The 17,712-nt window shown below is 40.4% G+C and carries 14 protein-coding genes; 9 read left to right on the forward strand and 5 right to left on the reverse strand.

What is annotated here, in order from left to right:
• Positions 1-18 precede the first annotated feature (18 nt).
• On the reverse strand, positions 19-447 hold the full coding sequence (locus tag BTO23_RS19435; RefSeq protein ID WP_060993372.1) for a phosphate-starvation-inducible protein PsiE: 429 nt from the start codon (positions 445-447) through the stop codon (positions 19-21).
• Positions 448-677: 230 nt separating this feature from the next.
• Between BTO23_RS19435 and gmk the strand changes: the two genes are divergently transcribed.
• The 4 genes from gmk (at position 678) to trmH (ending at position 4,738) form a co-directional block, all read left to right on the forward strand.
• Positions 678-1,301, forward strand: a complete 624-nt coding sequence (gene gmk, locus BTO23_RS19440; RefSeq protein ID WP_060993373.1) for a guanylate kinase — start codon at positions 678-680, stop codon at positions 1,299-1,301.
• A 108-nt stretch (positions 1,302-1,409) separates the two neighbouring features.
• Entirely contained in the window at positions 1,410-1,682 is a 273-nt protein-coding gene (gene rpoZ, locus BTO23_RS19445) for a DNA-directed RNA polymerase subunit omega (protein ID WP_060993374.1), read from the forward strand.
• Positions 1,683-1,735: 53 nt separating this feature from the next.
• Entirely contained in the window at positions 1,736-3,862 is a 2,127-nt protein-coding gene (gene spoT / locus BTO23_RS19450) for a bifunctional GTP diphosphokinase/guanosine-3',5'-bis pyrophosphate 3'-pyrophosphohydrolase (protein ID WP_060993375.1), read from the forward strand.
• Positions 3,863-4,048: 186 nt separating this feature from the next.
• On the forward strand, positions 4,049-4,738 hold the full coding sequence (gene trmH / locus BTO23_RS19455) for a tRNA (guanosine(18)-2'-O)-methyltransferase TrmH (RefSeq protein ID WP_060993376.1): 690 nt from the start codon (positions 4,049-4,051) through the stop codon (positions 4,736-4,738).
• A gap of 308 nt (positions 4,739-5,046) precedes the next feature.
• Here the strand turns inward: trmH and BTO23_RS19460 are convergent, their stop codons facing one another.
• The 4 genes from BTO23_RS19460 to typA form a co-directional block, all read right to left on the reverse strand.
• Positions 5,047-5,946 (reverse strand): bifunctional GNAT family N-acetyltransferase/hotdog fold thioesterase, encoded by a 900-nt coding sequence (locus BTO23_RS19460; protein WP_105064372.1) that lies wholly within the window; start codon positions 5,944-5,946, stop codon positions 5,047-5,049.
• A gap of 150 nt (positions 5,947-6,096) precedes the next feature.
• Positions 6,097-6,531 carry a D-aminoacyl-tRNA deacylase gene (dtd, locus tag BTO23_RS19465; protein ID WP_105064373.1) on the reverse strand — a complete coding sequence of 145 codons (435 nt, stop codon included), beginning with the start codon at positions 6,529-6,531 and terminating at the stop codon, positions 6,097-6,099.
• Positions 6,503-7,435 (reverse strand): virulence factor BrkB family protein, encoded by a 933-nt coding sequence (locus BTO23_RS19470; RefSeq protein ID WP_060993379.1) that lies wholly within the window; start codon positions 7,433-7,435, stop codon positions 6,503-6,505. The genes dtd and BTO23_RS19470 overlap by 29 nt, the downstream gene beginning before the upstream one ends.
• Before the next feature lie 135 nt (positions 7,436-7,570).
• Positions 7,571-9,406 (reverse strand): translational GTPase TypA, encoded by a 1,836-nt coding sequence (gene typA, locus BTO23_RS19475; protein ID WP_060993512.1) that lies wholly within the window; start codon positions 9,404-9,406, stop codon positions 7,571-7,573.
• Between the two features lie 558 nt (positions 9,407-9,964).
• Between typA and glnA the strand changes: the two genes are divergently transcribed.
• The 5 genes from glnA (at position 9,965) to gepA (ending at position 17,670) form a co-directional block, all read left to right on the forward strand.
• The gene (gene glnA, locus BTO23_RS19480) at positions 9,965-11,374 is read left to right on the forward strand and encodes a glutamate--ammonia ligase (RefSeq protein ID WP_060993380.1); all 1,410 of its coding nucleotides are present in this window, start codon (positions 9,965-9,967) and stop codon (positions 11,372-11,374) included.
• A gap of 379 nt (positions 11,375-11,753) precedes the next feature.
• Positions 11,754-12,293: a DUF4124 domain-containing protein gene (locus tag BTO23_RS19485; protein WP_061013266.1), complete on the forward strand. Its 540-nt coding sequence runs from the start codon at positions 11,754-11,756 to the stop codon at positions 12,291-12,293.
• A gap of 120 nt (positions 12,294-12,413) precedes the next feature.
• On the forward strand, positions 12,414-13,457 hold the full coding sequence (gene glnL, locus BTO23_RS19490; RefSeq protein WP_060993382.1) for a nitrogen regulation protein NR(II): 1,044 nt from the start codon (positions 12,414-12,416) through the stop codon (positions 13,455-13,457).
• A 56-nt stretch (positions 13,458-13,513) separates the two neighbouring features.
• Positions 13,514-14,911 carry a nitrogen regulation protein NR(I) gene (gene glnG, locus BTO23_RS19495; protein ID WP_061004975.1) on the forward strand — a complete coding sequence of 466 codons (1,398 nt, stop codon included), beginning with the start codon at positions 13,514-13,516 and terminating at the stop codon, positions 14,909-14,911.
• A 206-nt stretch (positions 14,912-15,117) separates the two neighbouring features.
• A complete protein-coding gene (gene gepA, locus BTO23_RS19500) occupies positions 15,118-17,670 on the forward strand; it encodes a phosphodiesterase GepA (RefSeq protein WP_060993384.1) in 2,553 nt (850 codons plus the stop codon).
• The last annotated feature ends 42 nt before the right edge of the window (positions 17,671-17,712 follow it).

The raw sequence follows: 17,712 nt of genomic DNA on the forward strand, positions 1-17,712 counted from the left end.
TCTAATGATACGTAAGTATTACTCGTCGTATTTTTTATTATTATCATGGATCTCATACGGCCAGTAATGATGTCCAACTCGGATCAATAATGTTGCCGCAGCAAGAATGAATGCGGCTAACGCTAACCAAACCACTAATACCGCATCAATCTCCTTCATCCCTAAAGTGATATAACGCGCGATGGCCATCATTGCGATATAAATAGGATAGCGAACTGGGATTTTTCCGTTCATCACGAACTGTTGCACCATAGCTAGCACTTCAAGATAAATAAACATTAAAAGAATATCGGTTAACTGAATTTGCTGCTCAGTAAAGACATGAATGAATTCGTTTACCATAGCAAACAAGGTTGCTAGCGTGATAGCAACCAATAAAATAGCTTCTAAAATATGGAAGACTTTTAAAAACGGTTTACTAAATGATTTTGGCAGATGAGAAGGCATAACTAAAATATCCACTATTATTAAGGTTGAGGATTAATTGAACTTCTAATGATAGTGCTAAGATAAGCTAACACAAAATTATTATTTCAATTAGTGTATTTATTTCATTCAAATTAATTCTTGATTGTGCTATTCTTCGCCACCCAATTTTCTATGCTTCGCATTCATCTTTATTTTACAGCTAAAGCGTAATTTAGAGTGAAATGCCATAACTCCCAAGAGAATCTATCATGAGTAAAGGTACACTTTATATTGTGTCAGCGCCAAGTGGTGCTGGTAAGTCGAGTTTGATCTCGGCACTGTTAGAAAGCAACCCAACTTATGCTATGAAAGTCTCTGTGTCTCATACTACTCGTGGTATGCGTCCAGGAGAATCTGATGGTGTACATTATCACTTCATTCAGAAAGAGCATTTTGAAGAATTGATCGAAAAAAGTGAATTCTTAGAATACGCAGAAGTGTTTGGTAACTACTATGGTACTTCTCGTGTATGGATCGAAGATACTCTTGATAAAGGCATTGATGTGTTCTTGGATATTGATTGGCAAGGTGCTCGTCAAATTCGTGAACAAATGCCTTTAGCAAAAAGCGTGTTCATTCTTCCCCCTTCAAATGGGGAATTAGAACGACGCTTAAATGCACGTGGTCAAGACAGCGATGCTGTTATTGCTAAGCGCATGAGTGAAGCAAAGTCTGAAATATCTCACTATAATGAATACGATTATGTGATTATTAATGACGACTTTGATACTGCACAAATGGACTTCCGTGCCATTATTCGTGCAGAGCGCTTAAAGCAAGACAAACAAACCATGAAATACAAAGGCATGTTAGAAGCATTGTTAGCTGATTAATTTCTTCGTATTTCTATTAGTATCTCGTAACCCTAGCTAGAAACTTATACCGGTTACTTGTATACTTTCTCAACATATAACTATTTTTGTTAATAAATTGGAGTCCTCATGGCACGTGTAACCGTTCAAGACGCAGTTGAAAAAATCGGCAACCGTTTCGACCTTGTTTTAGTTTCATCTCGTCGCGCACGTCAAATGCAAACTGGTGGTAAAGATGCGCTAGTGCCTGAAGAGAACGATAAAACAACTGTTATCGCTCTTCGTGAAATTGAAGAAGGCCTGATCACTAAAGAATTACTTGATGCTCGTGAACGTCAAGAGCAACAAGAGCAAGATGCCGCTGAATTAGCAGCAGTAAGCTCAATCACTCACAATCGTTAATCTCTATAATCTTTTATAGATTATAAATTACAGCAAACCTGACGGGGCGAAATTTGGATTTATTCGATAGCCTGAAAGATGTTGCCAAAGATTACCTGCCAGAGCCTCACATTGAGGCTCTTCGTCGATCTTACCTGGTAGCAAAAGAGGCCCATGAAGGGCAGACTCGCTCAAGCGGCGAACCTTATATCATTCACCCAGTAGCTGTGGCTCGAATCCTTGCAGAAATGCGACTCGACCATAAAACGCTAATGGCTGCACTACTTCATGATGTTATTGAAGACACAGAAGTTAGCAAGGAAGAGCTGGCAGAACAATTTGGCGAAACTGTTGCCGAACTAGTGGATGGTGTTTCTAAGCTGGACAAACTTAAGTTCCGCGATAAAAAAGAAGCACAGGCTGAAAACTTCCGAAAAATGGTCATGGCGATGGTGCAAGACATCCGCGTTATTTTGATCAAACTTGCTGACCGTACCCACAATATGCGTACATTAGGTGCATTACGCCCTGATAAGCGCCGTCGTATTGCCCGTGAAACTCTAGAAATTTTCTCTCCTTTGGCGCATCGCCTTGGTATCCATAATATTAAAACTGAACTTGAAGAGTTAGGTTTTGAAGCCCTTTACCCAAATCGCTATCGCGTATTAAAAGAAGTAGTGAAGTCGGCTCGTGGTAACCGTAAAGAGATGATCCAAAAAATCCACTCTGAAATTGAAGGCCGTATTGCTGAAGCTGGCATTAAAGGTCGAGTGGTTGGTCGTGAGAAAAACCTGTTCGCTATTTATCATAAAATGAAGAATAAAGAGCAGCGCTTCCATACTATTATGGATATCTACGCGTTCCGAGTGATTACAGACAATGTCGATACTTGTTATCGCGCACTAGGTCAGGTTCATAGTATTTATAAACCTCGTCCTGGTCGTATTAAAGATTACATTGCTGTACCAAAAGCCAATGGTTACCAATCTCTTCACACCTCAATGGTCGGTCCTCACGGCGTCCCTGTTGAAGTGCAAATTCGTACTGAAGATATGGAACAAATGGCGAATAAAGGTGTAGCAGCACACTGGTCGTACAAAGAGGGTGATAACTCAAGTACTACGGCCCAGATCCGCGCTCAACGTTGGATGCAAAGCTTACTGGAACTTCAACAAAGTGCAGGTAGTTCATTTGAATTCATTGAAAACGTAAAATCGGACTTATTTCCGAATGAAATTTACGTCTTCACGCCAAAAGGCCGTATTTTTGAATTACCCGTTGGTGCAACCGCGGTTGATTTTGCGTATGCGGTTCACTCTGATGTTGGTAATAGCTGTGTTGGCTCTCGTGTTAATCGCCAACCCTACCCTCTAAGTAAACCACTAAAGAGCGGTCAAACGGTTGAGATCATTAGTGCTCCGGGTGCGCGTCCAAATGCGGCTTGGTTAAACTATGTCGTGACCTCTAAAGCTCGAACTAAGATCCGCCAAGTACTTAAGACAATGCGTAAAGAAGATTCTGTGATTTTAGGTCGCCGTCTACTTAATCATGCGCTTGGTCATAATGTATCGCTTGATGATGTTTCACAGGACAACATCAACCATGTTCTTTCTGATCTAAAACTTGCTGAGTTTGATGATTTACTCGCAGCCATTGGCTTAGGTGAGTTAATGAGCATTGTGGTTGCTCGCCGTCTTCTTGGTGATGCGGATGAACTAACAGAGCAAGACTCTTCAAATATCGAAACGTCTACAGGTAAGAAATTACCAATTCGTGGTGCGGACGGTATTTTGCTAACGTTTGCAAATTGTTGTCGCCCTATTCCTGGTGATCACATTATTGCTCATGTTAGTCCAGGTCGTGGCCTTGTGGTTCATATGGAAGAGTGTGCGAACGTTCGTGGTTATCAAAAAGAACTTGATAAATACATGGGTGTTGAGTGGGCTGATGAATTTGATCAAGAGTTTGCTACTGCATTAGATATTGATATTCAGAACCATCAAGGTGCACTAGCAGATTTGGCTAATGTAATCGCAGGTACTGGCTCTAATATTCGTGGTATTACAACCGAAGAAAAAGATGGTCGTTTATATACGATAACCATCGAGTTAACGGCAAAAGATCGCAAGCATTTAGCTGAAATCATGCGCCGTATTCGTGTCATGCCACACGCACTTAAAGTTCGTAGACATAAGAACTAGAAGCAGAAAATGAAGGGACGAGGTTCGAATACGGACTTCGTCCTTTTAGTAGAGCTAGGTTTCAGATCGCTTCGCTTGCAGGGTTCAGGTGCACTTGCTTTTGATCTTGCTGAAACCTGAGCCCTGAATCCTTGCTTATCCTTACTCGTCCCTAGTCCCTCTAACCTATCCCAAGAAATTAAAATCATGAATCTAGAACGCTACCAACGAATTACTTCTGTCTTAAAATCTCGTCAAATTGACCTTACTCTCTGTTTAGAAGAAGTACATAAAGCCAATAATGTCTCTGCGATTGTTCGTACTGCTGATGCAACTGGCGTACATAAAATTCATGCTGTATGGCCAACAGAGCAAATGCAAATGTTAGGACACACTTCGGCTGGCGCCCGTAACTGGGTTGATGTTGAAACTCACAAAAACATTGATGATGCTTTTGCTGTATTAAAAGGCCAAGGCATGCAAATCCTTGCAACGAACTTATCTGATACTGCCGTTGATTTTCGTGAAATTGATTACACCAAACCAACGGCTATTATTTTAGGTAGTGAGAAAACAGGGATCAGCAAAAAAGCATTAGCAATGGCTGATCATGACATTATTATCCCTATGGTTGGTATGGTGCAGTCTTTAAATGTATCTGTAGCAAGTGCCTTGATTTTATATGAAGCACAGCGTCAGCGTGATTTAGCGGGGATGTATGACCGTGAAGAGAGTGCGCTGCCAGCAGAGTATATTAATAATGTCTTGTTTGAACGTGGCCACCCTGTTCTTGCTAAAGTAGCAAAGCGTAAAGGCCTTGCTTATCCTCAATTAGATGAGACAGGACAGATTGTTGCTGATGATGCTTGGTGGGCAAGAATGCAGGCGGCGGATTAAGAGCGAGACTTAGGGTTCAGATCGGTCGCAAGCTCCCTTGCAGATTTCAGGGATGATCGTTATAACCACTGCGTTCACAATACTGTTCCTCCCCTTTTTCACCAATGTAACCAACCTCCTCTAACTCCTCCTTGTATCAACTATATCGATCTCATAGCAATAGCGCTAAAGGGGGAGAACCATTCTTTGTCGATGTCATAACAACGTTCGCCTCTGAACTCTGCTTTTTTAGCTCTTCCTGAAACCTAAAAACTCACCACATTAATACACTCGCTCTTATAGTTTCTAGTTAGCACAGCGTATCGTTTCTAGTTTCTCATCAACATAAACGTTCCTGAAAACTCAGCGGCTGGCTGATCCCCATTACACAAATCAACCGTCACTTTGACTCTAGCTCGTTTACCTGATTTCAAACGTCCAAAATCCCCTTGTAAACAGTTTAATGACGTAATGCCTTTCGGGCTTTCAGTGATCGGTTGACGATAACGAATATGGCTATCAACCAACATAATACTCGTTGTATCTAGGCCACGTTCTTTTAGGAGCAACCACACCATTCCCCATGCTGTGAGCGTTCCCATAGTAAAGATGCTGCCAGCGAACATGGTGTTGTGTGGATTCAAGTTCGCATTTAATACCGCACTCACTTCAAATCGATAGCCTGTATATTGCGTGATTTTGATGCCCATTTTATCGCTAATTGGGATCTCTTTCTCCCATCTGTCTTGTAATTCTGCACACCAATCTGGGCGACGTAATACATCAGCAAGAGGGTCAAGCTGCTTAAGCATTTGTTGATGACGGATCGGGCCACGCTCATCGCTGAGTTCACCTTGGTTTTCAAACCCATTACGAATATAAAAAGGAATGGCTTCTTCTCGTGCATTACAAACTAAACGCTTTGCACCCTCTTGGCGCGCATAAGACTCTAGAGCGACCATGATCAATGCACCTATACCTTTCCCTCGATAATTAGAAGAAACGGCCATGTAGCGGATTTGACCATCATTATCGGGGGTTAAATATAAACGTCCGACAGCAATAGGTTGACCTCGCCCATCCAAAATCATTCGATGTTGGCTCATGTCATCATACGCATCGCGCTCTGAACCTTCAGGCTGACGCCAAGGCTCACGTAATACTTGCCAACGGAAATGGTAGTAGGCTTTTAGTTCAGCCTCTGTGGTTGGGGTGATCAGTCGAAACATATAAATCCTTTTATAAAAATTAGAGCAGGGTTCAGGGGGGATCGTGGTGAGACTAGATACTATACGCTGCGCTAACTAGAGACTATAAGAGCAAAAAGCGAGGTTTCTAGTTAGCGGAGCGTATAGCCTCGCTTTTCATCATCCCTACTTTTAAACCTGCAACCAAAACGTCACTGGTCCATCATTCACTAGCGACACCTTCATGTCCGCTGCAAATCGTCCTCTTTGCGTATTTATCTTCTCTTCACATAAATCTGAAAAGTAATCATACAAACGCTCGGCATCAACAGGGTGAGCGCCTTTAGAAAAGCCTGGGCGAGTGCCCTTCTTTGTATCTGCTGGTAACGTAAATTGCGAAACCACCAACACACTACCATTCACTTGTTGCACATTTAAGTTCATTTTACCGTCGTCATCTTCAAAGATTCGATACGTCAGAACTCGTTCCATTAAACGTTTTGCTTTGGCTTCATCATCTTCTCTCTCTACACCAAGTAAGATTAATAACCCTTGATTAATCTCGCCCGTGATCTCACCGTCAACTTTTACTGCGGCTTCACTTACTCTCTGGATCAGTGCTATCACTTTCTATAAATCCTTGCTGTTTTGTTAATGCTTTTATATCAGATTCCAATACATTTGTGCTTACTTTACCGGCTAACCATTCATCAAATTCGCCTAAGCTAGCGGTGATCTCTGCACCGATCAAAACAATAATCCAGCACAAATAAACCCAAACAAATAGAATCGGTACGGCAGCTAGCGCGCCATAAATCACCTGATAAGAAGGAAATTGCGTAATATATTGAGCAAAACCCACTTTACTGATTTCAAACAAACACCCTGCAGACATCGCACCGACAAGAGCGTGCCTTATTCGTATTTTTTTGTTGGGTACCAATAGATACAAACCAACAAATGCTGAGAATGACAATATGATAGGTAACCAACCTAATAAAGTCCGATAAAAACTCGATACTATTTCATCGTCCATGATTTTTAGTGAGGTCACATACGAAGTAGCAGCAATACTCGCTCCTACCAATAATGGTCCCAAAGTTAAAATCATCCAATAAAGAGAAAAGGAATACATTGGACGACGCTTTTTCTTCACTCGCCAAATGTAATTCAGGCTGCGATCAATTGCTGATATCAGCATCACAGAGGCAACAAATAAGAATCCAGAGCCGACAGCAGTCATCTTCCCTGTATTGGAAATGAATTCTTTAAGGCTCCCTTCCACCGCATCGCTGGCAGCAGGGACAAAATTTTGAATCACAAACGCTTGGACTGTCTCTCCTGCTCCTGAAAAAATAGGAAATTGAGAAAGCACAGAAAGTAACACGGTAATCAAAGGCACTAATGATAGCAACGTAATGTAAGCCATATAACCAGCACTAACAGTCAACCTGTCATGAATGATACGCTGCTTTAAAAATAAAAAGTATGACCAGCTAATCCTTAGCGTATGTTTAATCTTGTCTTCCATTTATGAACTCTTACTAAATTCCAATCTTGAATACATCATAACAGATAAAAAAAATCCCTTCGTAGTTGCCTACAAAGGGATTTTAAATTTTATTCGATTTGTGATTTAACGAAAGCTAAATCTCTAAATCAATAATTACTTAGGAGCACGACCTGCACGCTTACGATCGTTCTCTGTAAGATGACGCTTACGGATACGAATGCTTGCTGGTGTTACTTCTACTAGCTCATCATCATCGATGAATTCTAGAGCTTGCTCAAGTGTGTACTTGATAGCAGGAGAAAGCGTTTGTGCTTCATCAGTACCAGATGCACGTACGTTAGTCAGTTGCTTACCACGTAGACAGTTGATAGTCAGATCGTTAGCACGGTTATGAATACCGATGATTTGACCTTCGTATACTTCATCACCGTGTTCAGCAAATAGACGACCACGCTCTTGAAGGTTGAATAGAGAGTAAGTTACTGCTTTACCCATACCGTTCGAGATTAATACGCCGTTAGCACGTTGGCCAATTTCGCCGCCTTTGTGTGGACCGTAGTGATCAAATGAGTGGTAGATTAGACCAGAACCAGAAGTCATTGTTAGGAATTCAGTTTGGAAACCGATAAGACCACGAGAAGGCATCATGAAGTCCATGCGAACACGGCCTTTACCATCTGGAGCCATATCTGTTAGCTCACCCTTACGGATACCAATGCTTTCCATGATTGCACCTTGGTGCTCTTCCATAACATCGATAGTTACTGTTTCAAACGGTTCTGTTAGGTTACCGTTTTCATCATTTTTGATGATAACTTCAGGACGAGATACTGCTAGCTCGAAACCTTCACGACGCATGTTTTCGATCAGGATAGATAGGTGAAGTTCACCACGGCCTGATACGCGGAATTTATCTGGATCTGAAGCTTGTTCAACACGTAATGCTACGTTGTGAACTAGTTCTTTTTCTAGACGCTCAAGGATGTTACGTGAAGTAACGAACTTACCTTCTTTACCAGCGAAAGGAGAGTTGTTTACTTGGAAAGTCATTGTAACTGTTGGTTCATCAACAGACAGTGGCTTCATCGCTTCAACGTTGTTTACGTCACAGATTGTGTCTGAAATTTTCAGCTCACCAAGACCTGTGATTGCAATGATGTCACCAGCATTTGCAACTTCAACTTCATGACGGTCAAGACCTAGGTAACCAAGAACTGTACCTACTTTACCGTTACGTTGCTTACCATCAGCACCGATGATAGTTACTTGTTGGTTTGCTCTTACAGAACCACGAGTAACACGACAAACACCGATAACACCAACATAAGAGTTGTAATCTAGTTGAGAAACTTGCATTTGTAGAGAACCGTCGATATCTACGTTTGGAGCTTCTACGTTATCAACTACTGCTTGGAACAATGGTTCCATGTTTTCGCCAACTTCGCCTTCTTCCATTGTAGCCCAACCGTTTAGAGCTGAAGCGTATACAACTGTGAAGTCTAGTTGCTCATCTGTTGCGCCTAGGTTGTCGAATAGGTCAAAGATTTGATCCATAACCCAATCAGGACGAGCACCAGGACGGTCAATCTTGTTGATAACAACGATTGGCTTAAGGCCGTGTGAGAATGCTTTTTGTGTAACGAAACGCGTTTGAGGCATTGGGCCGTCAACTGCATCTACGATAAGAAGAACTGAATCAACCATAGACATGATACGCTCAACTTCACCACCGAAATCGGCGTGTCCAGGAGTATCTACGATGTTGATGCGGTAATCGTTCCAGTTAATTGCTGTATTTTTAGCAAGGATCGTAATACCACGCTCTTTCTCGATGTCGTTCGAGTCCATTACGCGTTCTTCAGTCTCACCACGAGATGATTCTAGTGTGCCTGATTGTTGTAATAGCTTATCAACCAACGTTGTTTTACCGTGGTCAACGTGCGCAATAATTGCGATATTTCTTAGTTTATCAATCTGTGGAGTAGACATGGATTCAAATTCACTCAGAGCGTGTAGAGCCACCATTGGCGCTACTTTGGTTTAAAAACGGTCAATAATTTAACAGATTTTAGAGCAAAACCCACGAAATATGTGATTGAAGACACAATTTTTTTTCAATTAATTTAATCAAGCCCACAAAAACGACGAAAAAACGACCAAATACGTCACAATTTATTCGATTTTATTCTTCACTTTATTTTTTTAAACAAAAAACAAAAAACATTTATATTCAATTGGTTACATTGAAATTATTTATTTTGCAATGAATTAGACAAGGGAATTAGATTGACAAATATACGATTTCACTGCTGAATAGCAGCTAGAAGTAAATTAGTGACTATTTATTTTTTACTTATCTCAAACCAAACCTGCACCACAACAGTGCAAACAGAGATCAATTTGGTGCAAAACTAACGTTTTTCACAAGAAGAAAATACATAAGTCACTAATATTAAAGGATTATTACTTTTGGCACAGTTCTGGCTATATAGTAAATAACAGCTTAGCTGGCCAATATTTATATTATAACACTGGAGGTTATCCTACATGTCAGTAGAAAACGTATTAGCTCTAATTCAAGAGAACGAAGTAAAATTTATTGATTTACGCTTTACCGATACAAAAGGTAAAGAGCAACACATCTCAATTCCTTCTCATCAAGTTGATGCAGATTTCTTCGAAGACGGCAAAATGTTTGACGGTTCTTCAGTTGCAGGCTGGAAAGGCATTAATGAATCTGACATGGTAATGATGCCAGATGCAGCAAGTGCGGTTCTTGACCCGTTTACTGCTGATCCAACATTAAATGTTCGTTGTGATATTCTTGAACCAACAACAATGCAAGGTTACGACCGTGACCCTCGCTCAATCGCAAAACGTTCTGAAGACTACCTACGTTCAACAGGTCTTGCTGATACCGTTTTAGTTGGTCCAGAACCAGAATTTTTCCTATTTGATGATGTTCGTTTCAATACTGATATGTCAGGCTCTTTCTTTAAGATTGATGATATTGAAGCGGCATGGAACTCAGGCACGGAATACGAAGGCGGCAACAAAGGCCACCGTCCTGGCGTTAAAGGGGGTTACTTCCCAGTAGCTCCAGTTGATTCATCGCAAGATATCCGCTCTGCTATGTGTTTAATCATGGAAGAAATGGGGCTTGTGGTTGAAGCACACCACCATGAAGTAGCAACTGCCGGTCAAAATGAGATCGCAACACGCTTCAATACGCTAACAAATAAAGCAGATGAAACTCAAATCTATAAGTATGTTGTTCATAACGTAGCTCACGCTTACGGTAAAACAGCGACTTTCATGCCAAAACCTCTTGTTGGTGACAACGGTTCAGGTATGCACGTTCATATGTCATTGAACAAAGATGGACAAAACTTATTTGCTGGCGATAAATACGGCGGCCTATCTGAAATGGCTATCTTCTTTATTGGCGGTATCATTAAACACGCTCGTGCAATTAATGCATTTGCTAACCCAACAACTAACTCATACAAACGTCTTGTCCCTGGCTTTGAAGCACCTGTTATGCTTGCATACTCTGCGCGTAACCGTTCGGCTTCTATCCGTATCCCAGTGGTACCAAGCCCGAAAGCACGTCGTATCGAAGTTCGTTTTGGTGACCCAGCAGCTAACCCATACTTAAGTTACTCTGCAATGCTAATGGCTGGTCTTGACGGCATTAAGAACAAGATCAATCCAGGCGAAGCAATGGATAAAGATCTATATGACCTTCCCGCGGAAGAAGCGGCAGAAATTCCAAAAGTTGCAGAATCTCTAGATATCGCATTACAAGCTCTAGATTCAGATCGTGAATTCTTAACGGCTGGTGGCGTATTCTCTAATGACTTCATTGATTCTTACATCAATCTTAAAGCTCAAGATGTTGCTGCTATCAACACTGCAGTTCATCCACTTGAGTTTGAAATGTATTACTCAGTTTAATTCTGACGTAACAAATTGAAATCATATTGATGTTTTTAGGCTCGCTTCACAAGCGGGCCTTTTTTATATTGGCAAAACCTCATTTACGCGCAACACTAACTCCTATTCATACAATAAATAATGACGTCTTATTGCATCGAATTATACCAATGTAACTAATTAGATGATCTATTTATTACGCAGGAAAATCACTTAAGAGTAAGACAAAAATTCTTATAAGTAGTTATTCTACAATAATAATTTTTAACGCAACTATTGAGTTATTTAACCAGTAATAATGACCAGGTAATTAATGGGATTGGTATTACATAACCTAAACGAGATTTCATATATAAAGCCGTTTTGAAATCAAATAATAACCATCATCAATGGTGGAACTATGCTTCATACCTACATAATTCTTTTATTTGTTAGTCTTTTCTCTCTTCCAGCAATGGCGGATGCCGTATATACATGGGAAGACAGTAAAGGCGTTAGGCATTTCAGTGATACCCCACCTCCTAGCAGTGTAAAATCAAAGCAACTCTCATTTTCTTCAACACCAAATGAAATTGAAAACATTCCAGTACCTTCGGCCTCAAAAAAAACCACCACAAAAAAGACAAGAAGCAAATCTAAAGAGACCTTAACCCCACTAGATATTTCTATAAGTAACCTATCTCAAGAAGAAACAATTCGCAGTTCACGAGGCCATATCATGGTGCTCACAGATCTTACTCGCAAGCTCACTGTTGGTGAAAAACTTCAATTAATACTCGATGGTTCACCTTATGGTTTGCCTCAGACATCTAGAGAATGGAAACTAACAAATATAGAAAGAGGCACTCACATCATTACCGTTGTCGCACAAAAAGACGGCAAGAGAATTGCATCATCTAAGATACTGACTGTGCACTTGCATCGACCATCCAAACTATAAGCTACATAGTGAATAGAGCGTATAAATTCACGTAATTTGGAGAGTCACTGCCTTTTAAGAAAGGTAATGATGCACTAGAATGGTGCATTCAAATGTGATGACAAGGATGTGGCTCTGATTATGGATTTTTCAACACAATTACTGGATAACCAAGTAACCGCTATTTTATTACTTGATGACCAACGTAATATTCATTATGCCAACCCTGCTGCGGAGCAACTCTTTTCACAAAGCGCTCAACGAATGGCTGCACATGTCTTTGATGATCTTTTCCAACATACTAAATTTGATTTATCGACATTAATGATCCCTTTAGATACAGGACAAAGCGTCACAGACAGCGATGTTTGTATGATAGTCAACAACAGTCCGTTATACATCGAAGTCACCTCAAGCCCCATTGAGATAAGGAAATCACTGTATCTTTTGGTTGAAATTCGCCAAATAGAACAACAACGTCGCTTATCTCAAGAAATTAACCAGCATGCTCAGCAACAAGCAGCCAAAGTATTGGTACGTAGCTTGGCGCATGAAATAAAGAACCCTTTAGGTGGCTTACGTGGTGCTGCTCAATTACTAGAGCGAATGCTGCCAAACCCTGATTTACATGAATATACCCAAATAATAATCGAACAGGCCGATCGATTACGTAATCTCGTTGATCGCTTACTAGGCCCACAAAAACCGGGACAAAAAAAGCCTGAAAATCTACACGCGATTATCGAAAAAGTACGCCAATTAATAGAATTAAACTCAAGTTATCAGGTTCGTATCATTCGAGATTACGATCCAAGTCTGCCTGACTTTGATATGGATGCAGAACAGATAGAACAAGCACTCTTAAATATCATCAGTAATGCGGCAGAAGTATTAAAAGAGCAACCTGATGGCACCATTACGCTGCGAACTCGTACTGATTATCAAACTAATATTCATGGTCAACGCCATCGACTTGCAGTCAAAATAGAGATCATCGATAACGGTCCAGGTATTCCAAGTCATATCCAAGACACCCTCTTTTACCCCATGGTCAGTGCGCGTGAAGGAGGTACAGGTCTTGGCCTATCGATTTCACAAAACTTAATCGACCAACACAACGGTAAAATTGATGTCACCAGTTGGCCAGGAAAAACAGCATTTACAGTTTACCTACCACTTAAATAATAAAAATAACCACCACAATGAAGATAAATTTATAAGTGGATTACGGAGAAAAATTTATGAGTAAAGGATTTATTTGGGTTGTTGACGACGACAGCTCTATTCGCTGGGTATTAGAAAAAACATTAACAAGCACTAATATGATGTGTGAAAGTTTTGGCGATGCAGAAAGCGTTATTCAAGCATTAGAACGCAATGTTCCTGATGTGATTATTTCAGATATTAGAATGCCTGGGATGGATGGCTTATCCCTGTTAAACCATGTTCAAGAGAACTACCCTGAATTACCCGTTATCATCATGACGGCCCATTCTGATTTGGATGCTGCTGTCAGCGCTTATCAAAAAGGGGCATTCGAATATTTACCAAAGCCATTTGATATTGATGAAGCACTCACACTTGTTGAGCGCGCACTTGCTCATAGCCAAGAACAAAAAAAACAAAGCAGTAATAAACCAAATAAAGAACATCATGTTCCTGAAATTATTGGGGAAGCACCTGCAATGCAGGAAGTATTTCGTGCCATTGGGCGCTTATCCCGCTCTTCCATTTCAGTATTGATTAATGGGGAATCCGGAACTGGTAAAGAATTAGTAGCTCACGCACTGCACCGCCACAGCCCACGCTCAAATAATGAATTTATCGCTCTTAATATGGCCGCGATTCCAAAAGACTTAATTGAGTCAGAGCTATTTGGTCATGAAAAAGGGGCATTTACTGGTGCAAATTCAGTCCGTAAAGGTCGATTCGAACAGGCCAATGGCGGCACCTTATTTCTAGATGAAATCGGTGATATGCCATTAGATATTCAAACTCGATTACTTCGTGTTTTAGCTGACGGGCAATTTTATCGTGTAGGCGGGCACTCTCCTGTTCAAGTCGATGTCCGCATCATCGCCGCGACACACCAAAACTTAGAGAAATTAGTTTCTGATGGCGGATTTCGAGAAGATTTATATCATCGATTAAACGTTATTCGGGTGCATATCCCTGCATTACGTGAACGTCGAGAAGATATTACGAAACTAACAGAACACTTCTTGCATTTAGCTTCTAAAGAGCTAGGGATTGAATGCAAAACCCTCAGCAAAGAAGCGAGTAAAAAGCTCAGTGAATGCGCATGGCCAGGTAACGTAAGACAGCTAGAAAACACCTGTCGCTGGTTAACCGTAATGGCAAGCAGCCAAGAAGTTCTTGCTTCTGATTTACCGCCAGAACTATTCACAACAACCAGTACCATACAAATCGCATTAGATTGGCAAACCCAATTAAGTGAATGGGTAGAAGAACAACTGTCTCAAGGAGAAGCTGATATTTTAAATAAAGTAATTCCTAACGTGGAACGTATTTTACTAGAGAAGGCGCTCCATCATACCCACGGACATAAACAAGATGCAGCAAAGCTGCTTGGTTGGGGAAGAAACACGCTAACCAGAAAATTAAAAGAGATTGAATAGTACTTTTTAAACAATAAGTTAATCAAACCGATATAATATAAAAAGGGATAGTGGCTTAGATAACACGATAACTCCACTGAAGTTTTCTTCATTGTCGTCGATAACTTACTTATGTAGATGAAAGCTATATAAGTAGACATATTCTACTTTTCGGTAGAATGAATCGTTCGCAATAAACAGAATTGGATGGTGTAAAAAAGAGCTTTATGAAGAATTTAACCACAAAAAAACAGTTTTCTTTAAGAACCGCCGTAATGCTTCCTTTCATTACGGTGCTACTGTTAACGCTCAGTGTGGTTTTTTACACCCAAAACAAAAGTTATGAAAAATTGGTTGATGATGTAAGCCAAAAAATACTCACATCTTATACCCAAAATACTCACGCTGATCTTAATATATTTTTAAAAGCGCCCTATGTGGCGGTTCAAAATATGGTAGACCAAATACAGCGCTATCAAATGTACCAGCCAAATAACACAAAAAACATCCAACACTACTTAAGACACAGCCTACTTGAGGTATATACCGATTTACAACAAGTTGATGTACTCTCATTTGGTGGAGAACAAAAAGAATACATTGGCTTTCGTCGAGAGAGCAATAAAGGAATATCTTTGATGCTTCAAGATAAGAGAACGGGAAATGATCTCGTTATTTATCGTGGCAATCAAATATCCGAAGACATTCGCTCTATCATTCCAAATTACGATCCCCGTCAACGACCTTGGTATAGCCCCGTAGCGAATACATTAGACCCTGCATGGTCTCAAATTTATACCAATGTTGATGAACGCAAAGAAATCACGATTTCGACGATGCACCCTGTCTTTTACGGCAACGACTTTATCGGAGTGTTCGCGGCAGACGTAAAATTAGATTCTTTTAACGCTTTTCTTTATCAAGAAACAGAACATACTAAAGGCTCTATTTATCTTATCGATAATAAACAACGCCTCATTGCCCATTCAAATCCTGGCAGTGTTATTTCGCTTGGTTCACCAAGAAGCCCTAATGGAACGCGCCAACTAGCAATAGAAAGCCCTGATATTGCCATACAAAAAAGCGCGGAATACATCCAAGAAAAAAAGCTGGTCAACAATCAAGCTGCAACCGTATTTTGTTTCTCCTACAAAGGAGAACGCTACTTTAGCCAAATTACTCCATACCGAGATAATCATGGACTCGATTGGTATATCGTTATTTCTATTACAGAAAGTGATTTGCTAGGTCATTTACAACAAGAACAACGTAAAGGACTGCTCTTTGGTATATTGCTTGCCTTTACCGGATTACTTATCGGCATCTATACCATCACTCAAGTCACAAAGCCGATCTTTACAACAGCCAATGCCGCTAGAAATATTGCCAGTGGAAATTGGAATAATAACGTTGAAGCCAAAGGCAGCATTTATGAAACAACCATGCTAATGAACGCCTTCAATGATATGACTCATAAACTACAATCTTCTTTTGAAGCAATGCGCCAACAGATAATCTTTGACCCTCTAACTCAAGTACTCAGTAGACAAGGTCTTATCGAACATAGTCGCACTATGCTTAGTAAACAAAAAGAATGTGAGCAAGGCTTATTATTGATTGGCATCGATAATTTTAGAGACATTAACGACAGTTTAGGCATCTTAGAAGGTGACCAATTACTACAACGCATTACCGAGCGCCTGCAAGCCAGTTTCCACACCTCTAACATAGCAATTGCTCGTGTTGGTGGTGATGAATTTGGATTGTTCTTTTCTAATTTAGATAATATAGAGCAATTACAACAACATGCACTCGACGTACACGCTTGCTTTATGACACCTTTCCATATCAGCGCTAATCCTACATTAGTCTCAATTTCTATTGGACTGGTCTACGATGACTTAAGTTGTGATGCAATGACTTTATGGTTAAGAAATGCCAGCATTGCTTTAAGCCAAGCAAAGAAAAACAATCTAGACACATCTCTTTATACCCCAGAGATGGCGGTCGCTTCACAGCACAAAGCGAACATCACAGCAGAACTGGCTTCAGCAATAGAAAACAACGAAATGCTGCCTTTTTATCAACCGATTATTGATATAAAAACAGGGGAAATTATTGGTGCAGAAGCTCTAATCCGTTGGATAAACCCACGAAGAGGCTTAGTTTCTCCGTTAGACTTTATTCCTCTTGCAGAAGACAACGGCATGATTATCCCAATAGGTACTCAGATATTAACTCAGGCTTGTTTAGATACAGTAGATAGAATTAATAAAGGACTATGGCCGAAAGATTTCCATATGCACGTAAATCTATCTGTTTGCCAACTAACGCAAGATAATTTCTTAGATGAGCTAGAAAACATTCTTCAAAAAACAGAGATACCAGCACAAAATTTAACTCTTGAAATCACCGAATCTCGCTTAGTGAATCATGATAAAAGCACCACTAACACCATGCAAAAAATTCGTGATTTAGGGATTCAAATTGCCATTGATGACTTCGGCACAGGCTACTCTTCATTAGCCTATATCCATAAATTACCTTTTGATGTATTAAAAGTGGACCGTGCTTTTATTAAAGATCTGACTGCTGAGAATGTTGAATCGTCGATTGCTGCAGCGGTCTATAACATGACTAAAGGCTTTAACATTACTCTTGTTGCTGAAGGTATTGAGACACAAGAACAAGCCGAACTTTTAGCAAAATTAAATTATAACCACGCTCAAGGCTTTCTTTACAGTCGACCATTACCATTAACGGAATGGCCAACAGAATAAGTTAACATCACGGCGCAATCGCTAAAATTGCGCTGTTTTCAC

Source organism: Aliivibrio sifiae, assembly GCF_002954715.1.
In the GTDB taxonomy this organism is placed as follows: Bacteria; Pseudomonadota; Gammaproteobacteria; order Enterobacterales; family Vibrionaceae; genus Aliivibrio; species Aliivibrio sifiae.